General features: G+C 40.2%; 21 protein-coding genes. 9 read left to right on the forward strand and 12 right to left on the reverse strand.

Annotated features, from left to right (window positions below; genetic code table 11):
- Positions 1 to 241: 241 nt before the first annotated feature.
- Positions 242 to 1150, forward strand: a complete 909-nt coding sequence (locus PUQ00_RS01160) for a beta-1,6-N-acetylglucosaminyltransferase (protein WP_300412317.1) — start codon at positions 242 to 244, stop codon at positions 1148 to 1150.
- A 493-nt stretch (positions 1151 to 1643) separates the two neighbouring features.
- Here PUQ00_RS01160 and PUQ00_RS01165 read toward each other — a convergent pair whose 3' ends face one another.
- A complete protein-coding gene (locus PUQ00_RS01165) occupies positions 1644 to 2510 on the reverse strand; it encodes an aldo/keto reductase (protein ID WP_300412319.1) in 867 nt (288 codons plus the stop codon).
- 386 nt (positions 2511 to 2896) lie between these two features.
- Between PUQ00_RS01165 and PUQ00_RS01170 the strand changes: the two genes are divergently transcribed.
- The 3 genes from PUQ00_RS01170 to PUQ00_RS01180 all read left to right on the forward strand — a co-directional run bounded on the left by PUQ00_RS01170 (position 2897) and on the right by PUQ00_RS01180 (position 4256).
- Positions 2897 to 3451: a hypothetical protein gene (locus tag PUQ00_RS01170; protein WP_300412321.1), complete on the forward strand. Its 555-nt coding sequence runs from the start codon at positions 2897 to 2899 to the stop codon at positions 3449 to 3451.
- Between the two features lie 389 nt (positions 3452 to 3840).
- Positions 3841 to 4104 carry a DUF3146 family protein gene (locus tag PUQ00_RS01175; RefSeq protein ID WP_300412323.1) on the forward strand — a complete coding sequence of 88 codons (264 nt, stop codon included), beginning with the start codon at positions 3841 to 3843 and terminating at the stop codon, positions 4102 to 4104.
- Between the two features lie 17 nt (positions 4105 to 4121).
- Positions 4122 to 4256, forward strand: coding sequence for a hypothetical protein (locus tag PUQ00_RS01180; RefSeq protein WP_300412325.1), 135 nt, complete (start codon positions 4122 to 4124; stop codon positions 4254 to 4256).
- A 4-nt stretch (positions 4257 to 4260) separates the two neighbouring features.
- Here the strand turns inward: PUQ00_RS01180 and ruvX are convergent, their stop codons facing one another.
- The 3 genes from ruvX to ntcA form a co-directional block, all read right to left on the reverse strand.
- A complete protein-coding gene (ruvX, locus tag PUQ00_RS01185) occupies positions 4261 to 4716 on the reverse strand; it encodes a Holliday junction resolvase RuvX (protein ID WP_300412327.1) in 456 nt (151 codons plus the stop codon).
- 108 nt (positions 4717 to 4824) lie between these two features.
- On the reverse strand, positions 4825 to 6315 hold the full coding sequence (locus PUQ00_RS01190) for a DUF3084 domain-containing protein (protein WP_300412329.1): 1491 nt from the start codon (positions 6313 to 6315) through the stop codon (positions 4825 to 4827).
- Between the two features lie 168 nt (positions 6316 to 6483).
- On the reverse strand, positions 6484 to 7155 hold the full coding sequence (ntcA, locus tag PUQ00_RS01195; protein WP_010998529.1) for a global nitrogen regulator NtcA: 672 nt from the start codon (positions 7153 to 7155) through the stop codon (positions 6484 to 6486).
- Between the two features lie 379 nt (positions 7156 to 7534).
- On the opposite strand from ntcA, the gene fabI reads away from it, so the two are divergent.
- The 5 genes from fabI to PUQ00_RS01220 all read left to right on the forward strand — a co-directional run bounded on the left by fabI (position 7535) and on the right by PUQ00_RS01220 (position 14437).
- A complete protein-coding gene (gene fabI, locus PUQ00_RS01200) occupies positions 7535 to 8311 on the forward strand; it encodes an enoyl-ACP reductase FabI (protein ID WP_300412331.1) in 777 nt (258 codons plus the stop codon).
- A gap of 115 nt (positions 8312 to 8426) precedes the next feature.
- Complete coding sequence (hisB, locus tag PUQ00_RS01205; RefSeq protein WP_300412398.1) at positions 8427 to 9062, forward strand: imidazoleglycerol-phosphate dehydratase HisB; 636 nt, start codon at positions 8427 to 8429, stop codon at positions 9060 to 9062.
- A gap of 184 nt (positions 9063 to 9246) precedes the next feature.
- Positions 9247 to 10230 carry an ABC transporter ATP-binding protein gene (locus PUQ00_RS01210; protein ID WP_300412333.1) on the forward strand — a complete coding sequence of 328 codons (984 nt, stop codon included), beginning with the start codon at positions 9247 to 9249 and terminating at the stop codon, positions 10228 to 10230.
- Positions 10231 to 10631: 401 nt separating this feature from the next.
- Entirely contained in the window at positions 10632 to 12107 is a 1476-nt protein-coding gene (locus PUQ00_RS01215; RefSeq protein WP_300412335.1) for an SLBB domain-containing protein, read from the forward strand.
- A gap of 974 nt (positions 12108 to 13081) precedes the next feature.
- The gene (locus PUQ00_RS01220; protein ID WP_300412337.1) at positions 13082 to 14437 is read left to right on the forward strand and encodes a choice-of-anchor Q domain-containing protein; all 1356 of its coding nucleotides are present in this window, start codon (positions 13082 to 13084) and stop codon (positions 14435 to 14437) included.
- Positions 14438 to 14602: 165 nt separating this feature from the next.
- On the opposite strand, the gene PUQ00_RS01225 is transcribed toward PUQ00_RS01220, so the two are convergent.
- The 8 genes from PUQ00_RS01225 to PUQ00_RS01260 all read right to left on the reverse strand — a co-directional run bounded on the left by PUQ00_RS01225 (position 14603) and on the right by PUQ00_RS01260 (position 26790).
- Positions 14603 to 16849, reverse strand: coding sequence for a polysaccharide biosynthesis tyrosine autokinase (locus tag PUQ00_RS01225; protein WP_300412339.1), 2247 nt, complete (start codon positions 16847 to 16849; stop codon positions 14603 to 14605).
- 325 nt (positions 16850 to 17174) lie between these two features.
- Complete coding sequence (locus tag PUQ00_RS01230) at positions 17175 to 18371, reverse strand: glycosyltransferase family 4 protein (RefSeq protein WP_300412341.1); 1197 nt, start codon at positions 18369 to 18371, stop codon at positions 17175 to 17177.
- A complete protein-coding gene (locus PUQ00_RS01235; RefSeq protein WP_300412343.1) occupies positions 18355 to 19656 on the reverse strand; it encodes a UDP-glucose/GDP-mannose dehydrogenase family protein in 1302 nt (433 codons plus the stop codon). The genes PUQ00_RS01230 and PUQ00_RS01235 overlap by 17 nt, the downstream gene beginning before the upstream one ends.
- A 63-nt stretch (positions 19657 to 19719) precedes the next feature.
- Positions 19720 to 20871 (reverse strand): glycosyltransferase family 4 protein, encoded by a 1152-nt coding sequence (locus tag PUQ00_RS01240; protein ID WP_300412345.1) that lies wholly within the window; start codon positions 20869 to 20871, stop codon positions 19720 to 19722.
- Between the two features lie 215 nt (positions 20872 to 21086).
- On the reverse strand, positions 21087 to 22223 hold the full coding sequence (locus PUQ00_RS01245) for an O-antigen ligase family protein (RefSeq protein WP_300412347.1): 1137 nt from the start codon (positions 22221 to 22223) through the stop codon (positions 21087 to 21089).
- A gap of 114 nt (positions 22224 to 22337) precedes the next feature.
- The gene (locus PUQ00_RS01250) at positions 22338 to 23450 is read right to left on the reverse strand and encodes a glycosyltransferase family 4 protein (RefSeq protein ID WP_300412349.1); all 1113 of its coding nucleotides are present in this window, start codon (positions 23448 to 23450) and stop codon (positions 22338 to 22340) included.
- A 78-nt stretch (positions 23451 to 23528) separates the two neighbouring features.
- The gene (locus PUQ00_RS01255) at positions 23529 to 24962 is read right to left on the reverse strand and encodes an oligosaccharide flippase family protein (protein WP_300412351.1); all 1434 of its coding nucleotides are present in this window, start codon (positions 24960 to 24962) and stop codon (positions 23529 to 23531) included.
- A gap of 388 nt (positions 24963 to 25350) precedes the next feature.
- Positions 25351 to 26790, reverse strand: coding sequence for a sugar transferase (locus PUQ00_RS01260; RefSeq protein WP_300412353.1), 1440 nt, complete (start codon positions 26788 to 26790; stop codon positions 25351 to 25353).
- Position 26791 lies beyond the last annotated feature (1 nt).

Genomic DNA, 26791 nt, shown 5'->3' on the forward strand with positions numbered 1-26791 from the left:
TCAAAATTAAAAACCTCATAACCCCCTAAAACACCGATAATCAGATAGAAGCAGAGCCTAGCTCAGTAGCGTTAGTAAAAATTTTTGCAATAACTTAGAGATTAGTACAACTTCTAGCCACAGTCGAAACTGTAGGAGTGTTCCTTGGAAGATTAGCGTAAGTCCTAGGATAGATGAAAATAATAAAAGTATTAAGCAAAATGCTATTCAAAAAGTTAATTTATCTAATTAGGCAGTTTTTATGAAAATAGCATATGTAATTTTGGCACATAAATATCCCGAACAATTAGTACGTCTTATTTATAAACTAAACACAGATGATGTTTCCTTTTTTATACATATAGATAAAAAAGTAGATGATAAAATTTATCATCATGTAGTGACTCAACTCAAGGATTTTTCAAATGTCTATTTCATAAAAAGATACCATTTAGCATGGGGAAGTTTTGATATTGTTAGAGCTAGTCTTAAAGGAATAAAATCAATAGTTGAAACAGGTACTTATTTCGATTATGTTATACACTTATCGGGTCAAGACTATTTGATAAAGTCAAATGAACAGATTAAAAAGTTCCTTCAAGAAAATAAAGGTAGAGAATTTATAGAGTATTTCCCACTACCTTGTAAAAAATGGTACAAAGGAGGTTTAACAAGATTAGAATCCTGGCATATCCCTTGGAAAGATAAAAGTTTTTGTATCCCCGAAAAGCGTGAGTTTAAATCTCGCATTAACTCTTTCTTATATTCATTGTTGATTTTGCTTTTACCGAAAAGACATAAATTCCCTGAAGGTTTTGCTCTTTATGGAGGTTCAGCATTTTGGTGTCTAACGGGAGAATCCATAAAATGGATAAATGATTTTGTTAAGCAAAACCCTAAATTTGTTAATCGGTTTAATTACACTTATTGTCCAGATGAATTGTTTTACCAGATCCTAATTTTAAATTCCCCTTTTAAGGAAAAAATTATTAACACCAGCTTGACATATCTAGAGTGGTCTAACGTTAATTCTCTTCACCCAAAAATTTTAGAAAAAAATGATTTTGAGAAACTTAGAGAATCGGAAAAATTATTTGCCAGGAAGTTTGATATGACCATAGACCCAGATATATTAGATATAATTGATAAAATGATGTTGAGTAAATTTTAAGTTGCAAACAAATTTTGAATTTTGGTCGTAGAGAAGAAATAATTAATTGTGAATTGCAAAATAGGGCTGCATATATAGCAGTCCACTTTAATTTTTAAAATTATTTGCGTAGACAGTGAGTAGGGAGTGGGGAAGAAGCCTTTTCGGAGTGTACTGATTTTTTTCAAAAATCAAATAGGAGTCCTATATTTAGATTAATTACTTGGATAATAGTCTTGCACAAAGACACAAACAAGCAAAGTACTTCTTAGCGTTTTTGCGTGAGATTTACAGTGGATTTTATATAAAGAAACCACAGTTAAGTAGGTTGGGCATTACCATACCCACCCTACAAGGGACGAAAAACTTTCGCAACTTTCACTAAATCTACGTTAGCTAGTGGAATGATTAACAAAGTATGTTCAGTTTAATTCCCCTGCCTCTACAGCCACTTCTGTTTTGATGCCTAATTAAAATCCCCGTCACAAAAGGTAATTGCGAATTGCGAATTGGTTTAAGTTGCCCGATCAATTTTTTGCACTTCTTGTTCAGATAGTTTCACATTGATAGCTTGTGCTGAGTCTTCAATGCTGGAAACCTTGCTAGCACCAGGAATTGGCAAAATAGCAGGCGACTTGGAACGCAACCACGCCAAAACGATATTATACACAGACACGCCTTTTTCTTTAGCTAACTGAGCGATCGCAGGGATATCTTGCAAGTCCTGATGACGACGCCTACCACCAAAGGGACTCCAAGGCAAAAAGGTCAATCCTTGCTCTTGGCAATACTTCAACACGCCGTCTTTTTCTGGCTGTCGTTGCCAAGGGCTGTATTGATTTTGCACCGAGACAATATCCACGATATCCCGCGCCCGCTTAATTTGTTCAACGGAAAAGTTAGAAACTCCCACAAACCGAATCAAACCAGCCTCTACTGCTTCTTTAACTGCTGTCAGGGATTCTTCAATGGTGTAATTAGTATCGGGCGAATGGTATTGCCAAACATCGATGGGTTTAGCACCACCCAACGACTCAAAACTGACTCTAATTGTTTCGCGTAAATGTTCTGGGTTGCCGTTGCTTGTCCAGTTGCCATCGGGACGCATCAAACCGCCCTTAGTTGCCACTATTATTTGGCTAATATCACCTTTGTAACTAGTAAGTGCCTTGTGAATTAGCCGCTCATTGTGGTGCTTATCTGACTCATCTTTGCAGTAAGAATCGGCAGTGTCAATAAATGTAATACCCAACTCCAAGGCACGATGAATAACTTGGATTGATTGCGATTCGGGAGGGCGATTAGAAATTGACATGGGCATACCACCCAAACCAATAGCACTCACAAAGATATCAGTTTTTCCTAGCTGTTTGGTTTCCATGTTTCTAGCTATAGCTTTCTGCCCCAATTATCTATCAGTTAGCCAAAGATTTTTTAGCGATCCATCAGAAATCTTCCCTAGTACTTAGACTTGATGATCCGTAAATGAGCGACGAGGGGAATACTCTACTCAGGGGTTAAATATTCTATATACAAGTACAGATGAAAATTATAAAGGAAACCCGTACTAGATTGCAGCTAAAGCATCGACCACTCGAATATTGGTTTAGCGGGTGGTGCATTTTTACTGTCTGTTTAAGCTTTTTGATTTACTGCTTAGTTTTTGATTCTGCTTCAGTTCAAATAACTTGCGCTTGCATCTCCCCAAACCAAGTTAACTGTGAATTGAAGCGGTTTAATTTGCTGGGAAGTATGGAGAAACTCAAAATGTTTGATCTCCAGGAAGCATACATTCTTACAAAGACTGGTAGCAAAGGGAGTAAAACCTATCAAGTTATGATTGTAACTCCATTTGGAGGCTTTGCTCTGCTATCGCATCTTAGCTATCAAGAGAATCAGGAAGTTACCTTTCAAATCAACGATTTTATCAACTCTGGGCAAACTTCCCTATTAGTGCAGCAGAATCAGCGTAATTATCTATTTTTCTTAAGTTTATTTATATTGATTATTATGGCGATGCCTACGGCGGTAAACTACGCTGCTTATTTTCCAACATCACCTGTAACTACCTGCACTTTTTATAAGAGTCTCGTTCAGGTATTTATAGAACGTAAAACTCTGCGTGGTAACAAAATTATAGAACATCGACTAGAAAATATTCTGCGTTTTGATATCCAAGAAAAGCAATATAAATACTCCAAGCTTTATCGGGCTGTAATTGTGCTAAAATCATTCAAGCAAATTCCAATTAACCCACAATACACTGATGAAAAAAGCATCAGATATGTAGTTTCTAGAATACACTTATTTCTAAAATATTAAGGGACTTCCAACAAATAAATTATCCAATCTTGTGGGGTGGACATCTTGTCCGCCCTTGGCTACGGGCTTTCGTGTCGCCCACCTCACAAGAAGTAATTGAGTATTTTTTATTTGGAAGTCCCTAACCAAAATTATTCCCATTACGTGCTACTGTGCCCTGAGACTGAAGTCATAAGCTTACAAATAAAGTCTGCCGAACCAGCATTTTCGGCATTAAGTCCGTGCAGATTATAGCCGCAAATTCAGGATACTGAACTTGTTTGGCTGATTAACACAACCTAGTCAACTACAAATACCCACTTTGTCAGTTTGTCTAGTTAAGCTATGTTTGGTAAATAAAATAAGTAGCCTAGATATCGGCTGTTATTCCACACTTGACATAAAGCATTGTGAGTGCAAAACGTCTGCCAGAAACCATTGCCCATGTTAGAATTACCCGCCAATCCTGGCAAGATGGCTTCCTTGAAGGTGAAGTGAATGCGGGTGAGTTTGAGTGGCATTTCCAGTGGCATTTTCGCCGGGGAGAACTTGCCGTCAAGCCTTCCCAAGGCCGCGCCCTAATCAAAGAACCCCTCGGTCGATTTTTGGAGCAACAAGATTACCAGCTAGAGCCTGGAGGAGACTATGCTTTTACTATTCGGGCGGAACTTTAAAAGTTAGGAGCAATGCCGTGAGCAGTTTGGCAGAGCTACCTGTAACACCTGCCGTACCCTTGCCTACGGGACGCCAGGGGCGAACGGGAAGCAAGCTACGCGCAGCGTCTCCAAGAGTTGGGTTAGGAGTTGTGAAGATATTAATTTCCTAACTCTTCACTCCTCACTCCTCATTGCTGATTTAGTGAGGCGATTTAAGTATCTTTCGATTAAGAGGATAGCAACAATGTCATCTATCGGTCTTGGTGGCTGTCGTAGACCCTTTGGCAATAGTTTTATTAGCCCTTTGGGGGGATACATCTGCCAATAGCGATCGCGGGCTTCTAAGGTTGTGTAGCGCTCATCCACTAAAATAATACTCAGAGGTTCTGTCAATTCCTGATATAATTGCTGTCTCCACTGCTTGGCTGTAGTTTGGTCGCCCATCACCATCAAGGAAATGGGAAACTTTTGACGCAGTGTCTCAATGGTAGCGATCGCCTCTTTTGCCAGCACGACCTGATGATAATGCAGTTGCCGATCCAGTCCCATCACCGCTAAACCACACTTATCTCGACCTGGATCAAACCCCAAGATGACTGGTTGCGTTGGTGAAAATTCACGGAAAGTCATAATAAATTCAAAATTCAAAATTCAAAATTCAAAATTAATAAATACAATTACAGTAAGCATTTTAGCTACTGTTCAAATATGTTTAAATCTTAGTGTACAAATAACTTTTTAAGTACTAAAAATAATTTGTCCGTTGACTATTGCCACTAATTTTACTCTCAATGGCCCGGCTGTATAAGTGTCCTCTGCGGCGATCGCTTTGATCTCCAATGGTTGATTATACTGTCTTAATTGGGTGACAAAGCGCAGAAAAGTGCCGTCTACTTGCACATTTTCGACGATTCCGGCGTTACGGGCACGAAATTGGGAAGCAGAAATCAGTAGTTCCAGGCGCTGCTGTAACTGATAGGATGTCATGGTTTTGGAATCGGTAGTAGTTGTCGCCAGCACTGCGCCTCCCGAAAAAACCAACTGATTCCGGGCTGTATCGGCGAAAAACTCTATTTGCTTTTCTCCCCTGACGTAATTACCAGCTGAAGAAATTCGCATCACGTATTCTTGACCATCGCCAATCTGGTTGCTCAATTGGTCAACCCGATCCTGGGTCACGTGCAGTAGCTTTACATTTGCAGGATTTGCACCCGGCTCACTTAATTCCAGGTTGGCGTTGCGATTGGCTTCTTGTAAAAGTTGTACCACTGCCTGACGAGCAGCACCAGGTTGGGTAACACGAATTACCCCAGCAGACAGAACTTGACCACGAACTAAGGCTAGCTTACCCAAACGCAGGTCGCGATAGGACTGATAATATTTTTCTAGCCTTGCAACTTCCAGTTCTAGTTGCTCCTGTTGTCCTTCCAATTCTTTGAGGCGCGATTCCCGCGTGGCAATCACTTGCTCTCGCGCTGTAATTTCTAGATTACGCTTTTGAATCAGTTGATCGAGTTGGGCAATTTTTTGATCACGCTGTTCTATGACTTCTTGGCGGTTAGCGAGTTCGCGATCGCGTTTTTCAATAGCTGTTTTAGCATCGCCAATGGCTTTTTTAGCTTCAGCATACAGGCGTTGACGTTCTGTCTTCAGTAGCTCAACTGCCGCCTGTAGCTGCTTTCTCTGATTATATACACTTTGGAGTTCAGCTATAGCTTTTTGGTACTGAGTTACAACCTGATCTAGCTGACCTTGAGTGCGTTGGAGTTGAGTTTGAGTTTGGGCTTGTTGACTAATGGTGCGGTTTAACTGAGCTTGTGTTTGGAGTTGTTTGGCATTCGCCGCCTGCAAGGATTGATTAATTACCTGCAAGTCTTGTTGTGCCTTTGCTTGGGCAATTCTTGCTTGATTTAGCTCACTCTCGACCTGACTTTTCTGAGTTTCTGCGGTTTTTAGTTGTTCCCGCTTCTGTCTGAGGTCTGTTTGAATATCCTCTAACTCAAAGACTCCCTTTCGCAAGCCTTCGTCGGCAGCGAATAAAATCCCCAATGTTGATGCTGAAATCAAACCACCCGTAAAAATCGTTACCAGTATAGCAGTGTTTTTCGGACGGAGATTAAAAAGTGAGAGGCGGGCTTTGCCAACTCGTGTGCCGATGCGATCGCCCACGGTGGCAATTACGCCTCCCAGAATTAAAATTGCTGCGATGAGGATGTATCCGGTGGTCATCTTTAGCTACCGAAATCCTTCCAGATACAGCCTACTACTTTTAAGCATTGTCTGTGGAGAAGTGGAAATTGACAATAGCTGAAATTACTCAATTTTAGATTTACCTCTAGCTATTAGTGTCATCTTTCAAAACACAACACGGGCCGACTCCCCTTTCTCCAATTGTTTTTATGTGAACTGCCTACTTAAAGTAACAGGTTTATGCACAGTAATCTTCTTTTTGTGGATAGAAATCATCTTTTTTTCACGCAAATCTCCTAGTAGCCTAGTGACGGTAACACGAGTTGAACCAATTGCCTCTGCGATCGCTTGATGAGATAACTTCAGATCAATTGTGATCCCATCTGCACAAGGAACCCCAAAATCCCGACAAAGAATTAACAAAAAACTTACCAACCTAGAACCCATATCTCGGTGAGCGAGAGTTTCAATCATCATCTCTGTTTGTAAAATGCGCGAAGACAGACCCCGCAGCATTAACATTGATAATTCTGGATTTTCCTTGAGTGCTTGCTCCACCTGTTCAATTGGCGCTGACAGTAATTCCACAGGAGTAAATGCAACCGCATGGTAAAACCGATCAGACTTATTTCCTGTCAGCAATGACAATACACCAAAAACACTATTTTCCCGCAGTAACGCTACCGTTATTTCCTCTCCTGCCTCGTACACCCTGGAAAGTTTAACAGCACCTTTCAAAAGAAAATAAACTCGTTCGGCAGGATCTCCAGGAAAAAAGATCGTTTTATTGCGTTCAAACGTTTCCACAACTGGCGGAAACGCCCCGGTCGCCATCTGACGAAATACATTTGCTAGGGCTTTATCTTGTGTCACGATCATCTCCCTTCCCCTACCCAATGCCGGAAAAACAAAAACTGATTACCTAAGAATACACCCGAAAAAAGAATAAAGCACCGTCAACCTTTCTGTACTTTCCTATACTCAAACTAATCTCTTCATAACTCTTTGTTTATAATGATACATAATTGTTGATCCTTTCAGCTATTAATTGTTGATAAGTAGTTATAATCGCTGTATTTAAAAGGTTTTTTGAAGAACAAATAAAGATATCTTGAGAATATCTTTAGGAAAAATCAAGATTTTTGTCACAGCAAACACTCTTACCAATATTCATTTTTGCAAATCCTGCGTAAAACAAAGACAAAACGTGCCTCAGATTCTAGTATGCTCCTAATGATCGATCGCATTAAGAATTTATATGCTAAATCTGACTGGAAAAAATGCCCTTGTTACAGGTATTGCCAATAACCGCTCGATCGCCTGGGGCATCGCCCAACAGCTGCACAAAGCTGGAGCAAACCTGGGTATTACCTATCTGCCGGATGAACGCGGCAAGATGGAAAAAAAAGTCGCGGAGTTAGTAGAACCCCTCAACCCCAGCTTATTTCTTCCCTGTAATGTCCAAAATGATCAACAGATTCAATCTACCTTTGAAACAATCCGCGCTCAGTGGGGGAAGTTAGACATCCTCATCCATTGTCTGGCCTTTGCCAGCAAAGACGATTTAACTGGAGATTTTAGCCAAACCTCTCGTTCCGGCTTCAACACGGCCTTAGAAATCAGTACCTACTCTCTGGTGCAGTTAAGTAGTGCAGCCAAACCTTTGATGACAGAGGGAGGTAGTATCGTCACCCTCACATTTTTAGGCGGTGTCAAGGCAATCCCTAACTATAATGTTATGGGAGTTGCCAAAGCGGGGTTAGAAATGAGTGTGCGTTACCTGGCTGCTGAACTAGGGCCGCAAAATATCCGCGTCAATGCCATTTCCGCAGGCCCCATCCGCACCTTAGCATCTTCAGCAGTGGGCGGAATTTTGGATATGATTCATCATGTAGAACAAGTAGCTCCCCTACGACGCACCGTCACTCAGTTAGAAGTGGGCAACGCTGCGGCTTTCTTGTGTAGTGATTTGTCCAGTGGCATTACCGGACAAGTTCTATATGTAGATGCAGGATATGAAATTATGGGAATGTAAGATAATTTGGGCATGGGGCATTGGGCATGGGGCATTGAGCATTGAGTATTAGTAAAATTCTTCCCCATTCCTCATTTCCCATGCCCTATGCCCTATGCCCTATGCCCCATTCCCTATGCAAATTAGCAAAGTTAATTCAAACTACGACCAGTCAACTAAAACCCCTCGGATTGCCACTGTTTACCGCACCACTGGTGAAACTGATGTGCAAGTTACCATCAACCTGGATGGTAGAGGAACTTGTACAGCAGCAACAGGTGTTCCGTTTTTGAATCACATGTTGCATCAAATTGCCTCCCACGGGCTGATTGATATAGATGTCCAAGCCAAGGGAGACTGGGAAATTGATGACCATCACACCAATGAAGATGTAGGCATTACCTTAGGGCAAGCTTTGAACCAAGCACTAGGCGACAGAAAAGGCATTGTCCGTTTTGGTAATTTTCTTGCACCACTAGATGAAGCTTTAGTTCAGGTAGCGCTAGACTTTTCTGGACGTCCTCACCTCAGCTACGGTTTACAAATTCCTACTCAACGGGTAGGAACCTATGACACGCAGTTAGTGCGAGAATTCTTTGTGGCACTCGTCAACCATAGCCAAATGACACTGCACATTCGGCAACTGGATGGCATTAATTCCCATCACATTATTGAAGCAACATTTAAGGCGTTTGCGAGGGCAACGCGGCTGGCGGTGGAAATCGACCGCCGTCGTGCTGGCGTGATTCCCAGTTCTAAGGGCGTCTTGTAGAAGGTAAGCAACAGGGGAAGCAGGGGGATATGAGGAAGAGAAAACTCCTAACTCCTAACTCCTAACTCCTACCTCCTAACTTACTCTGTTTGCGATAATTGACACATCAGGTGGTGATGGTTATTATCAACCTACCGGGTAACTTGTAATTAATGCCAAGTTGGTAAATGGTGATTTAACCGAGATGAAGTCTGTTGCAAATGACCCTGATTCTGAACTTAATACGGCCGATACTCCGCCAGTAGTTTTAACTTCTGAGTTGCGAAAAGTCTATCGCACTGGTTTTTGGCTAAATCAAAAAGTCCTATCTCTCAAAAACTGTTCTTTAACAGTTTATAAAGGCGAAACCTTTGGGTTGCTGGGGCCAAATGGTGCAGGTAAAACCACCCTTTTAAAATTGTTGCTGGGAATTATTCGTCCTACCTCTGGACGGGGATTATTATTAGGTAAACCCATAGGCGATCGCAGTGTTAAGCAACATATCGGCTATCTGGCCGAAAATCCCTATTTGTATGACTATCTCACCGGGTGGGAATTTTTGCAGCTAGCAGCTGGACTATTTCAAATTCCCAAAAGTGTACAACGCCAACGCATTCCCCAACTGCTGGAATTAGTGGGTTTATCGCAAGCCGATGCCAGCAAAAAGCTCCTGCGCCGCTATTCTAAAGGAATGCTACAACGTGTAGGCATGGCACAGGCGCTAATTAACGAGCCAAATTTGGTTTTTCTCGATGAACCAATGTCTGGTCTTGATCCTGTAGGACGCTACCAAATGCGGGAAATTATCCTGGCGCTAAAAGCCGCTGGTAAGACGATTTTTTTCAACAGCCACATTCTTAGTGAAGTAGAACAGATTTGCGATCGCATTGCCATCCTCGCTCAAGGTGAACTAATTTGCTCTGGTTCGCTCAATGAACTCTTAGGCGGAGAAAACACATATCACGTTAAAGGTCAAGGTGGTGACTGGGAAATTCTCAAAAAATGGATACCCACTCTCAGATTTGAGCCTGATGGTTCCTGGCAAGGTACACTACAAGATGATTCTTATGATTTCCTCGCCAGTCTTCGGCTCATGGAAGGTAAAATTATTGCGATGAATTTGTCCCGTCACTCCCTAGAAGAATTTTTTATTCAACAAATCCAAAGAAAAAATAACTCACTCAATTAGTCTTCTTGCTTCTTGCCAAAGAGTAAATTGTGAGTTATGTTGAGGAACAAAATCCAAAAGTTCTGCCTTTTTGAGTTGATCTTTTTCAACGCAAACCCACACAAAATCAAATTCCGATCTCTTATTAAGGTTATTTGTCTTTATTGGTTAACAGAAAATTTATTGTATAAACTGCGTTTAGTTGCGTAAATTCTATATTTTTTGATAATTGCTCTATTTCAGCAGCGTTAACTTTAAGTTAACTTCACTAAAAGTTCAAATTCAATAAACAAATTTCCTCCGGAAAATCACACTTTTCGAGGAAAATAAGAGTGTCGGGGAACTTGAATACTTAGGTATAGTCAAAATAAAAATGTTTAGACAGTACTTTATTGATTGTAGTTTCAGAGTCTCAGGTAAATATGCTTAACACAAGTTTGTTTAAATTTCTAACTCAGCCAGTTGTGGGTGTGGCTTTGTTAAGTGCTGTCAATGTCGCTGTGCCATCTGTCAGTCTAGCTCAGAGACAACCATTACCAAGAACTACACAAACACCAACCACACCAACACAATTAGATACTAATTATTCATTAGGAGGCGGGGATCTCATCCGTGTAAATGTATTTGAAGTCCCCGAATATACAGGTGAATATCAAATTCCGCCAGGTGGAGCGATCAACCTGCCTTTAATTGGCAGTGTGTCAGTTCTCGGTTTCACAACTGAACAGGCTGCTGACGAAATTGCTAGAAGATATGCTCGCTTCCTCAAACGTCCTTTAATCTCAGTCAATTTGTTATCGCCTCGTCCCATCAATATTTTTGTTGCCGGAGAGGTGACACGTCCAGGAGCTTATACTCTGAGCTTGAGCGGAGGCGCAGGAAACAATCCAGGCGTACAATACCCGACTATATTGGCGGCATTGACAACAGCGCAGGGAGTAACCTTGGCTGCGGATGTGACTCAAGTTCAATTACGGCGTAAAATAGGACGTTCTTCAGAGCAAGCCGTCACCGTCAATTTGAAGGAACTCATCCAAACAGGCAGATTAACACAGGATATTACCTTGCGGGATGGAGACACCATAGTTGTGCCAACTGCAACCAACTTCAACGTTGCAGAATCCCGCAATATATTTGCAGCTAACTTTGCCGCCAGCCAAACCACACCCCGCACAGTCACAATTATTGGTGAAGTTAACCGTCCCGGTTCGTATCTTGTCACCCCAGGCAACACAGATGCTCAAGGGGGCGCAGGCGCAACCACTAACAGTGGTACTGCCAGTCCCACTGGTCTACCAAATGTGACGCGGGTAATTCAACTAGCTGGGGGAATTACAGCACAGGCTGATGTTCGTAATCTCAAGCTACGCCGACCGACAAGAACTGGCTCAGAACAAGCTATAGATATTAATCTTTGGCAGCTATTGCAGAGTGGTGATGCCAATCAAGACATCATCGTGCAAGACGGAGATACGATTGTGATTCCAACGGCAACTGAAATCAACCCCGCAGAAGCCACGCAATTAGCTACCACTACTTTGTCTCCTACATCTATTCAAGTTGGTGTGGTAGGTGAAGTTAAAAAACCAGGTTTAACACAGGTTCAGCCGAATAGCTCTTTAAATCAAGCTATACTCGCTGCTGGCGGATTTAATGATGCCAGAGCTAGTAGTAAGGCTGTTGATTTGATTCGCCTCAACCCTAATGGTTCTGTCACTAAACGTATAGTAAAAGTGGATTTCTCCGCCGGGATTAATGAGCAAACTAATCCTATACTCCGCAATAATGATGTCGTGGTAGTCAGCCGATCTGGTGCAGCTAGTTTTGGCGATACCGTAGGCACTGTAACTGGACCTCTAGGTATTGTCTTAAATCTTCTCAACTTGTTCGGACTCTAGTTTAAGAGATAGATGTAAATTGGGGACGTTGGTCAACCCTCTTCGTCCCTAAAATTGCACTATCCTGGAATCAAAGCTCAATAGTCAAGAGTTAATATCCCTCTTCCATCACTCTCGCTAACTAAAAATCGCAGGTAACTTTTAAACTTTATATATATAAAAAGAATATTGAAGCCTTTATTTTCTAACAGAATGCTATCAATCATGATTTTTTGGCTAAAAGCCTTGTGCGGTAGCAACTTTGGCTTTATTCTCTACTGAGAGTAATTGCTTTTGTAAACTTTATTGTAAGTACTCGAATTTATTATGATAATGAGAATATTTTAGAAGGCAGAGGCGATAAATACTAGTCTCTGCCTTCTTCTTGCTGCTTTAATGATTCTTATTCTCATAAGAATTATTTAAGTAAATTGACTGATTGATAACAGATATACTATCTCACCCGCAGATACCGCGTATACACAGTAGAATGATGTCGAATTGGAAATGAGGCCATTTGTACGGTTGCTTGGTGTCCATTAATAGGTAACTCTGGATACTGATAATTTTTCTTCAGTACTTTTACCAGATAATTCCTGTTTTGTAGAACACAGGGTCAAGAAGGCAGGAGGCAGGAGGCAAAAGGTTGCTCTTCCAGTGTAGGCTTCAGACCTACATTGATTGCAGGACATCAAATCAGAGATTTAGAGTGGGGCTTAAACCCTTGCTCACCAGAGGTCGCGGTAAAAGACAGAGAGCAGTATTTCTCCTGCCTAGTGTCTCACTTGCGAAAAATGCGTTTCAGCGATATTTACGCGAAAATACTCAGGTATAAGCCGAAGAAAGCCCTGTATAAACTTACATACAACCGTTACACGACCATATCCAATACTGAGTTACTGACTAAGGCTAGAGCTACTGACTGTTGACGATTCAGTTTTTACAACATACCCTATTTTTTCCCTATGATGATTCATGGTTTCAGTTTTCTCAGTTTGAGTGCATCTCTTGTACTTCCTTGGGCATTAACAGGTCTGGTTCAAGGAGAAAAAATAACAGAGTCTTTAGTTAGAGATGTTCGTCAATCATTCACTGTTCAAGAAATGCCACTACCTAGCCGCAAGCTGATCAGCGCAGTTTCAACTGCGACAACATACTATGTTAGTGGTCAAGGAAACGACAAAAATAGCGGACTCACTACCTCATCCGCTTTTAGGACAATTCAAAGGGCAGCAGATCTGACTGACCCTGGCGACACAGTATTGATTATGAATGGAGTCTACAAAAATTCCGGCAATGCTGGGAGTGTAGTCAATATTGAACGTTCTGGAAATGCAAAAGCATGGATTAGGTATAAAGCATATCCTGGGGATTCCCCAAAAATTCAGCATAACACATGGAGTGGTATCGGATTGTCAAATGGAGTTTCATATATCGAGATCAACGGGCTAGAGGTCATAGGAAACAATGCCAATGTAACTCTTGCTTATGCATTAAATCAGAAGTGGAACTCATCAAATCGGCTTACAAACGGAACCTGCATAAGTGTTGAGGGGCGCGTTAATGCTGTTCATCACATAAATATCCTGAACAACAAAGTGCATGACTGTGGAGGAGCAGGTATCTCAGTAATGGGGGCTGATTATGTGAAGGTGGATAATAACACTGTGTTTAATACCTCCTGGTACAGCGTTTATGGTTGCAGTGGTATTTCCTTCTTGAAGAGTTACAATTCTGACAACAACCGGGGATACAAAATGTTCGTGACCAACAACAGGGTCTACAACAATCGTATGTACATTCCCTGGATTGGAGCCGGAAAAATCACAGACGGTAATGGCATTATTGTCGATGTTTCAAAACTTAGTCAAGGTGGTTCATATCGAGGACGAACTTTAATTGCAAACAATATCACCTACTGGAATGGCGGTTCGGGTATTCATGCCCATGATAGTGAGCATGTCGATATTGTCAACAACACGGCATATGGGAACGGGCAAACTTCAAGCCTTAAAAAAGGGCAAATATATGCTGGCTATTCATCTGATGTGAAGATTTTCAATAACATTATCTCTGCTTACCCTGGTCAAAAGGCGAATAGCAACATGAAGAATACCAACGTCACCTATGACTACAATCTTTACACCAAGGGTGCTGAGATCACTGTAATGGGACCTCACGATATTATTGGAGACCCACAGTTTGTAAATCCCTCAAATGGTGACTTTAGGCTCAAAGCAAACAGTGCGGCGATCAATAAGGGTTACTATTGGAAGGATTTGAAAACTGATTATGCAGGTAAACCTCGCTCTGCTGGTAGATATGATATTGGGGCATACGAACATCAGTAATGTTTAGATCATGTCCTCCTATCTGTCAATAGTTGCGTCAGACTGAAGTCTACATTTACATAAAATAATAAGCTTGCCTTGGCAGGCTTATTATTTTGTAGCTAATTAAACAGACATGATATACCAGTTATGGTATTCAGTTCACTTATGAGACAAAATCCGACTTTATACAGAGCTTTTGTCTGGAATACGTTTTTGCTGCTTAACCTGTTTTGTTAAATCTTGATGAGTAAAGTATTCTTTAGCATGGTTGAAATAACTACTAGATTCATTTTTATCAATGATACCATTCACAACTAAACCTAAGACGTTGTGACTAGACCTCTCTAGCATTTCTTCAGCAGCAGCTGCACTGTTAGAATCAATTACCCCAGGTCGAGCTACTAACAAAATCCCATCAGTCATTTGACTTAAAGTTAAAGCATCGGCTGCCAAAAGGAGGGGAGGAGCATCAATAATGACAAAATCATAGCTATATTGAGATGAGAAATTTTCAATTAGTGATGCCATCCGTTTTGAGTCAAGCAAAGCAAGTGGGTTGGGAGGTCTAACTCCAGCAGTTAAAACATCAAGGTTATCCATTACCCTAGATACAGCAACATTAAATTCAGCCTGACCGACAAGAACCTCACTCAAACCAACTGCATTAGTTAGTTGCCAGAGATGATGCTGAGAAGGAATTCGCATATCTGCATCAATTAGTAAAACTTTACGTCCTAGTTGAGCGATCGCCGCAGCCAAATTAGCTGAAACTGTAGACTTGCCTTCTTTAGGAACTGCGCTAGTTACCACGATCGTTTTGAGTACTTTATCTGAACTCAGGAATTTCAGATTGGCTTGAATCATCCGATACATTTCGCTCGTTAAAGAGTGGGGAGTATCTCTGACGGCAATTGTTTGAGCTATTGATTCTGCATTTGAATAACGGGAGCGAACCTTTTTAACAGATAAAGGAACAATTCCCAGCAAAGTATATCCAAATACATCTCTAACTTCTTTAAGTGTTTTTAGAGATCTATCTCTCATTGCTAGGAAGAGCACAGTTGTGGTGGCAAAAAATAAACCGAACATCACTCCTAGCAGCAAAACAATTATTTTTTTGATTAGTACTTGCTTTTTGGGCACTAAAGCCTGAGAAATAATCCGGGAAGTCGCTGCGTTTGTATTCTCAACTAACTGTAATTCTTGAACCTTTTTCAATAGAGTTTGATAGGTCGATTCTGCGACTTCAACTTTCCGTTCTAACTCCCGCTCATTTTGTGCCAACTGAGGTATGACTTTCACCCGTCGTTCGTAGCTAGAACGGGAATTGTCTAGAGAAGAAAGTCTTTTTGTTAAGCCAAAGCGCTGTATTTCTGCCTGGAGAAAACTTTGGATCAGGCCTTGTCTGAGTTGTCCAATCTGCAATTGGTTCTGGGGAATTTGTTTTTGATTGCCAATAGTTTGACCAACTTCCTGTTGCAGGAGAGATTTTAAATTAGCTTTTTTTGCTTCTAGGTTAATAACTACGGGGTTGTCATCTAGGAAACGGCTGCGCTCAATCGCTAACTGCCGCTCAGTGTCTTGAAGCTGTGTAAGAACTCCTTGGACTGCGGGCGACTGACTGAGGGCACTCACAGCGATCGCTTGCTGAGAATTTAGCTCTACTTTCTGGCGCAGTTCATTGCTTTGGGCGTTTACATCATCCAGTTGAGCCTTAACAGTATCCATCTCACTGTCTAAATTTCCAATAGCCGCAACGGCTGACTTTGTCTCCTCTGATAAATCTGCAATCTGATACTTTTGTTTAAATATACGTAGCGCTACTTCTGCATTCTCAACAGCAGCTTGAGTTTTAGGAAGCTGCCTGGCCATAAATTGACGACTTGCTCCTGCCTCAGAGCGATTTGTCGTAATATCATTGTCTAAATAAGAATTCATAATTGTGTTGACCACTGCCGCAGCTTCTTCAGGGTCATGGCTGCTATAGGTAATTCGCAATACATCTGTCCCACCAAGAATTTTTATGTTCAGGGCTTTTAGTAGCGCTTCTACTTCCAGAGGTTTACCTTCGTTGTCTTTGAGTTGTAGTTTGTCTATTGTCCGCTGCAAAAAAGTAGGAGAAGAAATAACTTCTATTTGACTGCTTATTGGATTTTGAGTGGCTACCAAGGGTTTCAAATCTCCTGAGTCTCCTCCTTCAGCGTAACTAGGCGAAAGACTAGTTCCTGCTACTTTAAAAGAGGGAACTCTGAATAAAAGTTTTCCTTCTGCTTCATAGGATGGCTTCATCAATTGTGTAGCTATACCACTAAGCATAACTGTACCTAAAAATATCGCAGCAGCAGGTAGCCACCATCGCTTCAATATCAATAAGTAACGACTAAGGTCTAAATCAATAGATTCTCTAGATTCCATAGATTTTTCTGACATAAATCTTCCAAAGTAGAGGTCTTAAACGATAAACTCAATATTGATCTACTGAGAGTAGCTACAAAGCACACCTATTAATTAAGAGTGATACTATTTTAGAATACGACATCTTGTATAGGCTATTTAAGTTAAAAAGCCTGAAATCATCTACAGGCTTTGGTTTCAGGAATATTAAGAGCTAATACTTAGCAGTATTAAAAAGTATTGTTAAAAGCACATCCAATACCTGTTCATACTGATCTGTGCTTCAATTAACCCTCTTTTATGAAAGTGGGGTGAAACCTTGAATTTTCGTTGAATGTATCTCAGAAATTCGTTGATGTTGCTACTTAGGTTGCCAAACTTTCTCATAAGCTTCTAACAGCTTAGGTACTTGATGTCGCCACTCTAGTTTCTCCTCCATTCTTTTTCTACCTAGCTCACCCATCTTTTGTCGCCGCTCAGTGTCCTCCAGAAGTTCAAGAATGTTCTCGGCAAAATCCACCACGTCGTTGCCTTTGGCATAAACAGATGCTCCCTCTGCCGATCGCCTTCCTTCTAAAAGGTCAAACTGAACAATGGGTTTTCCCATTGCCATGTACTCCATGATCTTGTTCATAGTCGAACGATCATTGTAGGGCATTTTTTTATCGGGATTAGCACATACATCACAGCTAGAAAGTCGTGCCAAAAGTTCATTATCAGGAATACGCCCGGTAAATTCTACAAACTCCTTAACTTCTAATTCTTCAGATAGTGCCTGAAGCTTCTCAAACATCGGTCCACTACCGATGAGCATAAAGTGAATATCCTGGCGTTTTTTTTCATAGACAATGTAGCGCACCGATTGCAGCAGGTAATCGATTCCCTCCGGTTCTCCCATAACACCAACATACCCTACCAAATACTTCCGACCTCTACGGTAGACTGGGTTGGTCGGTACGGGTTGAAAGCGGGAAAGATCAGGCCCACTGCGAACAACAAAGACATCCTCTGGACTTTTACGTCCACGGGTAAGTGCTACCGAGAGGTAAGACTCATTAGTTGAGATAACTACGTCTGCTGTCGCAAAGGTCAATCGTTCAACTAACGAGAGTCCATAGTAGAAGATGTCTCGTCGTCCATACTTAGCTTCGTACATCTCCAGATTGATATCATGGTGGTCAAATATGACTCTTACACCTTTGAACAACTTGAACCATCCCGCCACCAAAAACAGTAAATCTGGAGGATTGCAAACATGGACGATATCAAAACCTCGCTCTCGCCACACCCGATGAGCAAGGCGAAACTCCCAAAAAAGCGCTGTACCATACTCCCGTAGATAGCCTGAGACCGAACTGATATCAGGTGGCATTTCATGACGATAAATGTGAACCTGATCGATAACCTCGTATTCTTGTTCAAATCCTTTACCTTTGGGACAAATCACCGAAACTTCATACCCAGCTTTTGTCAGGGTGGTAGCTTCCATCCATACGCGCCGATCAAAGGGAAGCGGGAGGTTTTCGACAATAATCAGTACCCTACCACGCAATGCCATGATAACCTAACTCCTTAGTTGTTTGATTAAACACCCCGGCTAGATCCAAAATTTGCATTCCTTTAGGGGCTTCGAGTAGTACTTGGCGAAACTCTGGCGTAGTATGAGTAACTACTGCCATATCTGCTCCCTCCAAAGCTTCCTGGGAATTTGGCACTAGCAATCCCTCAAAGTGAGGGAGGTTACTCTGGATATAAGCAAGGTTGGTTCCCATTAGTCGAGCCTCATAGACAGCTGGGTCATAAATTTTCACCTGGCAGCCTTCCCCAATCAACCGCTTGACTAGCAATACTGCTGGACTTTCTCTTAAATCATCTGTACCTGGTTTGAATGCCAATCCCAACAGAGCAATCTGCCTTGCCCCAAGGCGTAACACCTGTTGGGCAGCCAAATCAACTTGCAGGCTGTTGGTAGTTGGGAGGGCATTTAGTAGCGGGACTGGTACATCCATGTTACGTGCGTAGTAAAGCAAAGCACTCAAATCTTTGGGCAGACAAGAACCACCGTAGGCAAATCCAGGACGCATATAAACAGGTGAAATATTTAACTTCGTATCCTGCACAATGATATTCATTACTTCCCGTCCATCTATGCCAAAGGCTTTGGCGACTCGTCCGATTTCATTAGCAAACCCCACCTTAGCAGCGTGCCAACAATTGGCGACATATTTAACCATTTCCGCCACAGATGGTTTGACTACAGTGAACGGTGCATTTACTGTGGCATACATCTGCCGTACTGCTGCTTCTGCCACAGGAGATTCAGTACCGATAATGGTGTAAGGTGGTTGATCGTAATCTTTGATAGCCGAACCTTCGCGTAAAAACTCTGGGTTAAATGCTAGATGAATAGAATTCTCACCTATGAGACTATCTAGCAGATTTTGACACTTTTCCAATGTTCCTGGAGGGACAGTGCTACGCAGCACAACCACATGGCTTTCATTCTTATGGATGGCGGCTTTGCCAATCTGCTTGCACACATTCCAAACGTAGGTTAGATCGGGTTCTCCCCTTTCTATAGGAGGTGTGCCGACGCTAATCAGCGAAACATCTGATTCTAACACCGCTACTTCAGCATCTGTAGTAGCTCTGATTAATTTAGCTGCCACTCCGTCAATCAGCAACTGACTCAGCCCTGGCTCTACAATGGGCGACTCTCCCTTGGCGATCAAATCTACTTTTTGGGGATTTACATCTACCCCAATTACTTCGTGCCCATCTCGTGCCAAGCAAGCTGCTGTTACGACACCGACATATCCCAAACCAAAAATGCTAATTTTCATATCTATCCAGTTGTTATTCTTTGATAAAGTACAAAACAATCAAGCGCATAAGGCGCTTTTCATTTAGCATGTTAAATTTAATACTGAGCAATATAAATCCATAAAATAAACCCAATGTTTTTTTATATCTAGAGGAAAAACAGTTGTTCTCGCCTTCATTCCTAGAGAAAGTCTCAAAGGCTCATTTTCAATCAAAGACTTAATAGCATCTGATAACTGCTCAATATTACCTGGATCAACGATTAATCCATTTTCAGATTGAGTAACTATTTCAGGTATACCTCCTACTGGTGTAACTATGACTGGTAACTCCCAAGCCATTGCTTCCAGCATTGATAATGGAAGACCTTCATTGTAAGAGGGCAACACAAAAACATCTGCTTCAGTTAAAAGAATATCACGTTCATGTGACCCGATCCAGCCAGGCAATTTAATATAAGCTTCTAGATTTAAAGTCGTAACTAAATTGCGTGCTTGTTCTATGTCTCCATCTCCTGCCATGATCAGACTAGATCTACTTTTATGTTCAGTAGGCAAAAGGGAAAAGGCTTTTATCAAATCAAATGCTCCTTTACGTTCACCAATTCGTCCTAAAAAAAGTAAGTTCGCTTTTTTAGAGCCTAAACGGTGTGGAACTTCAGCAGGAATTTTTACTGGATTATAAAAAACTACAACTTGTTCGGGTTTTAGACCAAGGTTTTCTATGTAAAAGCTTCTCCAACTTTCGGATAATACAATTAATCGTTGACATTTGCAAAATACCCAACTTAGCAATTGTTGTATCCATTTTGCCAGTTCAGCATAGAAAACATGAAATTGACTACCATGAGCATGTATAATTATTGGCTTGTGAAATACCCAAGCTAAAAGCGCCATAATTGCCTGTCGGAAAACACTGCCGCGCTGTGAAATTTCGAGTTGAACAATATCAACTTCTTCCCTGATTAACATCCACAAAAATTCACATATAGCTCTCAAAAATACCATAATTTTGATTGCTGTAGATCCTTCTTGGTGAGTAATAATATGACATATATCAACTTCAGAAGGAGCATACTCCAAAAAAAGCTTCTCGTAATTGGAAATGCCACCCTGCTGGAGTAAGCTAGGACCTAACAGGATAATCTTGAGACTTTTAGTTTGGCACATAGGCTGTACTTTTTGAATAATTGCGCTTTCCTGGGTTAATGTATCAACAGAATCAGAATTTATCATTGCTTTTCAAAGACCAAAGTAATTGCATGAAATCTTGTTAAAATCCGATTATTTTCTGATTTATTGTAGAATTGGAAGGTTTTTGTTTAAAGACTCATTTGTCCTGCTCAGAAAGCGATTATAGCAATTTTTGTGTGGTATAAATGCCAAGCACAAAAACAATCGCTTCAGAGTTTTTTGGCAATCTTTAGGCTATAAATTGGTCTTTTTCTGTTTTATGATTTTATTTTTATTTCATGTCTCATTCTCACGGAAAAACATGCCGCCACATAGAGTATCCAAACGAAACTATTCGATTCCAGTAAGTTAGATTCAGTAAGGCTAGCTAAAAATATATATGTCATATGCATAAGTGGCCAAATATCTAATGCGCTATTACTACTACGCATGAAAATGAATCCTTGCAGGTAACTGCGCCAAAATCCTAAGAAGAATAACCCTAACCCTAAAAGACCCAAATCAAGGCAAAGAGCCAGATAACCACTATGGGGATGGTTTGGAGTCCATCCAGCATTGAGCCAAATATAAGCAGATTCGCCATCCCATCCTTGCCAGAATCCGCCATAACCATAACCGACCCAAGGATGTTTCCAAATCATATCGATTACTAATGGCCACAAGTCTGTTCGACCCGTTAGTGTTGCATCTTTACCAATTGAACTGAACACGACACTAGCATTATTAGACAACCACAAATATAAACTTTGGCTGATAGTTGCCATCATTATTAGGGTTGGTACCATCACTGGGTATGGCCAACGCCAAATTTGAAAAGCAAAAAATCCCAATATTATAATTAATAGATTAAATAGAGATGAAATCGAACCGGCAAGCAGTAAGAGTAGTATTGACAAGCTAAACCCCCCCCAGAAAAGCCAACTACGTCTTTGACTTTGATAACCAAGGAGAAAAAAAACTATACTACTCGTTACCATCCTTCCTCCCAAACCGTTTTTGTGGGTGAATACTCCACGCCACAGTGGTCTACCACCGAGGTCGCTCTGTATCCCGTATTTAGGCAAGGCTAGAGCAAAAATGAAACTCAATACTATAACAATCCCCAAAGTCCAAGCAAGTAAATAGAATTGCTGTTTTAAGCTGTATCGCGAAACAAAATACAGACCAAATAAACTGGAACCAATCAGGGTGACAGTATTTTTTAATGTTGTTGAGGGTTCAAAAGACCAAAGAATAGAAACAACTGCCAACATTAATAAAGAATAAAGGAAGATATCTTTACTCAAGACAAGGACATAAAGAGCTTTCTTCCAACGCAAAACTAGTAGTGATAAGGTAATTGCATAGATGAGGAAAAAAATAATCCGATTCAAGGAGCTATCATATTCTACCAACTCATCCTGTCCTGCTCCTCCTGACTGGACGAGAGTTAATATTGCCCCTGAATAAACTAGTAAGGCTATAACTGTGAATACCTGCTCCGCATTAATTAGTAGTTTTCTCATAAATTAGCTAACATTTATTTTATTTTGTATATTCATTTTTTTATAATAAATTTGGGCAGTTTGAGCAGCAATATTTGCCCAATTTAAATCTTCCTGACAGCGAGCCAGTGCCGCAGTTTGCATATGTTGTTGTAAGTCGCGATCGCTTAACAAACAAATTATCGCATTAGCTAAAGCTCGAACATCACCGGGTGGAACTAACAACCCATCTTTTTTATGCTGAATTATCTCACTCAATCCCCCTACCTCAGAAGCTACAACCAGAGTTCCCATTCCATAAGATAAAGCTGCCACACCACTTTGAGACGCTTCGACGTATGGCAAAACTGTTACTGTGCTGCGTTGAAATAGATTACCTACTTTTTCAATGGGGATAAAGTCATTGATAATCTCGTAACGTTTTTGATCATAACCATTAGGGAAATACTGGCTTACGTTTTCTCCCCTTCCAGCAATAATCAACTTGACTTCAGGTATACGTTCAGCAATTAAAGGCATAGCCTCAAGTAAATATTTCAATCCCTTATATGGCAAGATACGTCCAAAAAATAGCAACGTATATGGCTCACGGGCTTGAATATTTTGGCTACCCCGACGCTGATACAAACTACCAAGTTCCCCATGTTGTAAAACATTGACTCGCTCTTGAGGTATACGGAATTGTTCAATAAGAATCTTTTTTAGTTGATGAGTATGGACAATCAATTGTTGAGAACGGTAGAAGGCAATACGCCTGGTATAATCGGAACCAAATACAGCGATTTTATCCCCTGGGTGACGGAATATATCGTGAATAGTTGTCACCAATGGTGGCATTTTATTAAGTAACAAAGTCCAATCGTACCAAGGATCGTTGGTTTCTTGCACATGTAAAACATCTGGCTGTATGTCTTTGATGATATCCATCATAGTGTTCATAGACAACAGGTTGCGCGGGTCGCGAATACGTGGTTTATTAAAGCTAATGACACGGATACGAGAATCAAGAACATTGCTACAGACATTTGACACTTTTTCCGGCTGAATCAGCGTTAAATCAACATATTTAACTAGACTGTTTGCTAGTTCAATGGTGTAGTCTTCAAAGCAAAAATGTAATAAAGCAACTTTAATCATAATTAAAATTATATGCTCAATTAAATTATTTATTTCACCAATTTTGAGGTATTACTCGTAGGATTTTATATTAAACAATTACTGCTGTTTTAAAAGTTTGAGCCACAAAAAACGAAACCCGCCAAATGCACGAATACCTAGATAAATCACACATAAACCATAGACACCAGTTGCAATAATTAGAGTGTACATAAAGTCTAAGCTAATTTTTTGCAATAAAATGAATATAGGTAGCATTAAAAGGCATATTAGTAAGGGGCGGCGCATAATTCGCCATAAATTTAACGAAAATAGGCGAGTATAGGTGAAGTAAATATACTGACTAAAACCAATAATAGTCATTAATAATGCCATTAAAGCTGCACCTAATAACTGATATTGGGAAACTAATGCCACACCTCCCAAGCTTCCTAATGTAGTGGTAATAACCACTTCACGCAAGTTAATTATCTCCAAACCATTGGCTACAAGTACATAGGACAGTGAGCGGGTAAAAGGCAAAAAAAGCAGTGATACAGCACTTAAACTAAGAGCTAGGTTGGCTTGAGCAAAGCTAGAATTATAGATAAAAACTAGTAAATCTTTGCCAAAAAATAACAGTCCAATTAATAAGGGTAATGCTAGAATTAGTAGACTTTCAATAACCTTTTCAGTGATCTGTCTCTGTTTATCCCGTCCTTGCTCTACTGCCTTTGAAAATCTAGGAAACATTGCTAAAACTATACTGTTAGCAATAATCGAAAAAGGTAGTAGTAATTGTGATATTCCACCAAAGAGACCCACTAAAAACTCATTTCCTAACAAGGAAAGAATCAATATTTGAATTCTGCCATTGAGTGCAGATATTCCTTCAATAGCAAAAAATGTACGCGCACTTTTGATTGTCTTCAAAACAAAATTCCCATCAATCTGCCATTCTATTTTGACTATCCGGGTGATGAAAATCCATTCAATTACTAAAATTAGCGTTTCCGAAAAACATAGTATCGCCCCCAAGTACTCAATTCCATATTTCAGTTGCATCGCCCAAATCATTATTATTACGCGTACGATGTACACTGGCACTGTAGAGATGGCAATCAGATGCATCTTTTCTTGAGCTTGAAAAACTGCCTCAGTGATGTTTGAAAGGGCAAAAGGAATGATCGTTAAGCCCATAATGTAGCAAATAGTCGAGGTTTTGGAGCTATAGGGAAGTAAAAATACTACAATCACCAACGCCCCATAACTGAAAAAACTAAATATTAACTGTAGCCAAGTACCACTAATTAAATAAACTGGTGTTTTTTGTGGCTCACGGGCTAGTTCTCTGGTAAACAACGTCTTTAGCCCCTGTGAAGCAATACCCACAAAGATAAAGTAGTAGCTAAATGCTAGTAGATACTGTCCTAAAGCCTCAGCTCCTAGAGTACGAGCAATAAAAGCAGTTAACACGAAGGCTGTAATGCTTTGTGCTAACCGATTGACTAACATTGACAGAGAATTACTTATGACTTTGTACTTTTCTACCATTCTTAAATTATTAATCAGCTTATTTCGTTAATTTTGAATTCCCAATACCTATAAATCTAATAACTTACTTTTTCTGATATACCATTAGAAGTTTTTTGAAATGTTTCATATATACCAGTCATCGAAATCAAGGACGAAAAGGTATTTTCGTTAGCTTCTATCATCCCATGCTTCAGCCTGCAACTTACCCCAAGATTTATTAATAAATAAATCTTTTGGGTTCTAAATCCCAAAGTTTTTATCGCGCTTAGACACGTAGTTTTTCATTCAGTAAAGTAGAAAAATCTAAATTTAATGCATGAAAAATTGTCTGATCAAAGTGCAACTTTTGGATCAATACGTAAACGGTATAATGATTGCTGTCCGGTATGGTTTGGTTTTTATTACCTTAGTAGGCGCCTTCTTTTTTCAAAACTACCATAACTGTTTTGAGAAGAATTTCAAAGTCTAACCCAAGCGACCAATTTTCAATGTAGTTAAGATCAAGATTAATCACTTGTTCAAAATCTAAAATATCCGAGCGACCTGAGACTTGCCAAAGACCTGTAATACCAGGTAAAACTTCATGTCGGATAAAATGATGTTCAGAAAATTTATCAACATCTCTAGTAGGTAAAGGCCGAGGTCCTACTATACTCATTTCTCCCAAGATCACATTGAAAAGTTGAGGTAATTCGTCTAAACTATAACGTCTAAGAAATTTTCCAACACGGGTAACGCGAGGATCGTCTTTAATTTTAAAGATAATCCCATCTTTCGTTTCATTTAATGCTTCTAATTCTTTCTGTAATTTTTCTGCATCAGACCTCATAGTTCGGAATTTCCATACTTTAAACTGTTGCCCATGTAAACCTACACGCGTTTGCCTGTAAAATACTGTGCCGGGAGAGTCCAGTTTTATAGCTATAGCTATAGCTATATAAATAGGGAATGATAACATTACAAATAAAGTCGCGAAACAAAAATCACAACTACGCTTTATCCAAAAGTCTTTACCTGTAATTATCGGACAATCTAGACTCAGGCAAGGCATCCCTCCTATTTTATTAAATTCTACGTTTCTATAAATTGGTTTTAATTCCATCGGTAAAATATGTACTTGTATGCCGGATGCTTGAAATAACCAGCATAAAAACATTCTATTTTTTAGAGCATCCCAAGATATAAAAACTTCTGTTACACCTAATTGATTAAGTTGATTCAATGTTTGTTGACGTTGATATCTATCTAATGAATTAGCATTCGCCGTTCCAGATACGATGTAGTGTTTTTCTTTTTTTATAAAGCTAGAAATCTGCTCATGATCTTGTGGATCACAAATAATGAATACCGAAGAACGAACTATTTTTTTCTGCTTACGCAGATATTCAAGAGTAAGATTTACAGCATATCTACCACTACAAATAAATAATATGCCCAACAACCAAGATAATAATATTAATCTGGGGCGTGTAATATCAACAACTGGTTTATACAAAAAAGAAATTAAGAGTATTAATCCATGAGCAAAAGTTAGCGATTTGATAATATTGAAATAGTCATAGCGTTTTTGACCTTCTCGATAAATACCTTCGACAGCTAGCGATCCTATTTGAATCACAATAGTTATTAAAATCGGAAAATAATTGTTCGGTATATACCAAGTAAAATCCCCAGAAGATTGATATCCAGCTAAAACCCAAGCTAAAGATAAAAGAGTATAGTCTACTAAAAACAATGTTGTTAATCTCAACCACCACGAACCCTTGCGTACCCTGACAAATGAAGATGCACGCAAATCCAAAGGTACTTCACTGAATTTATTTGTTGTAATGCTTTGATTACTCATA

The organism is Nostoc sp. S13 (assembly GCF_029379315.1).
Lineage (GTDB): Bacteria > Cyanobacteriota > Cyanobacteriia > Cyanobacteriales > Nostocaceae > Nostoc.

Bases quoted from the DNA above. Each gene is read 5' to 3' on its own strand.
- PUQ00_RS01160 (WP_300412317.1), top strand. From the start codon at position 242: ATGAAAATAGCATATGTAATTTTGGCACATAAATATCCCGAACAATTA.
- PUQ00_RS01165 (WP_300412319.1), bottom strand. From the start codon at position 2,510: ATGGAAACCAAACAGCTAGGAAAAACTGATATCTTTGTGAGTGCTATT.
- PUQ00_RS01170 (WP_300412321.1), top strand. From the start codon at position 2,897: ATGTTTGATCTCCAGGAAGCATACATTCTTACAAAGACTGGTAGCAAA.
- ruvX (WP_300412327.1), bottom strand. From the start codon at position 4,716: ATGACTTTCCGTGAATTTTCACCAACGCAACCAGTCATCTTGGGGTTT.
- PUQ00_RS01190 (WP_300412329.1), bottom strand. From the start codon at position 6,315: ATGACCACCGGATACATCCTCATCGCAGCAATTTTAATTCTGGGAGGC.
- ntcA (WP_010998529.1), bottom strand. From the start codon at position 7,155: ATGATCGTGACACAAGATAAAGCCCTAGCAAATGTATTTCGTCAGATG.
- fabI (WP_300412331.1), top strand. From the start codon at position 7,535: ATGCTAAATCTGACTGGAAAAAATGCCCTTGTTACAGGTATTGCCAAT.
- hisB (WP_300412398.1), top strand. From the start codon at position 8,427: ATGCAAATTAGCAAAGTTAATTCAAACTACGACCAGTCAACTAAAACC.
- PUQ00_RS01210 (WP_300412333.1), top strand. From the start codon at position 9,247: ATGAAGTCTGTTGCAAATGACCCTGATTCTGAACTTAATACGGCCGAT.
- PUQ00_RS01215 (WP_300412335.1), top strand. From the start codon at position 10,632: ATGCTTAACACAAGTTTGTTTAAATTTCTAACTCAGCCAGTTGTGGGT.
- PUQ00_RS01225 (WP_300412339.1), bottom strand. From the start codon at position 16,849: ATGTCAGAAAAATCTATGGAATCTAGAGAATCTATTGATTTAGACCTT.
- PUQ00_RS01230 (WP_300412341.1), bottom strand. From the start codon at position 18,371: ATGGCATTGCGTGGTAGGGTACTGATTATTGTCGAAAACCTCCCGCTT.
- PUQ00_RS01235 (WP_300412343.1), bottom strand. From the start codon at position 19,656: ATGAAAATTAGCATTTTTGGTTTGGGATATGTCGGTGTCGTAACAGCA.
- PUQ00_RS01240 (WP_300412345.1), bottom strand. From the start codon at position 20,871: ATGATAAATTCTGATTCTGTTGATACATTAACCCAGGAAAGCGCAATT.
- PUQ00_RS01250 (WP_300412349.1), bottom strand. From the start codon at position 23,450: ATGATTAAAGTTGCTTTATTACATTTTTGCTTTGAAGACTACACCATT.
- PUQ00_RS01255 (WP_300412351.1), bottom strand. From the start codon at position 24,962: ATGGTAGAAAAGTACAAAGTCATAAGTAATTCTCTGTCAATGTTAGTC.
- PUQ00_RS01260 (WP_300412353.1), bottom strand. From the start codon at position 26,790: ATGAGTAATCAAAGCATTACAACAAATAAATTCAGTGAAGTACCTTTG.